Annotated in this window: 1 pseudogene; it reads left to right on the top strand. The window is 62.7% G+C overall.

The features are described from left to right. Nucleotides 1–236: pseudogene (locus tag R0J88_RS23470) on the top strand (hypothetical protein); the annotation flags it as partial.

Below are 236 nucleotides of genomic sequence, written 5' to 3'. Positions count from 1 at the left end.
ACGCACTATCCACACAACTCCTACATTCCTGATCGTTTCCACTGAATTCATGATGTCTTCGCGTCCCCAATCGCCCGTGCCGGGCAATGGCCAGGCCGACGAGTGCGTCACGCTCGTCGCCACCGCGACGCTGCCCACGCGCTACGGTACGTTCACGTCGTATGCATTCCGCGTATCGGGCAGCGATGCCGAACATCTCGCGCTCGTGATGGGTGACGTCGGCGGCGCGCAGTCGG

Source organism: Pseudoalteromonas sp. SIMBA_162 (assembly GCF_046535955.1).
Classification (GTDB): Bacteria; Pseudomonadota; Gammaproteobacteria; order Enterobacterales; family Alteromonadaceae; genus Pseudoalteromonas; species Pseudoalteromonas marina.
Note: the sequence above shows the minus strand (reverse complement) of the source record. Positions and strands in the feature narration are given on the sequence as shown.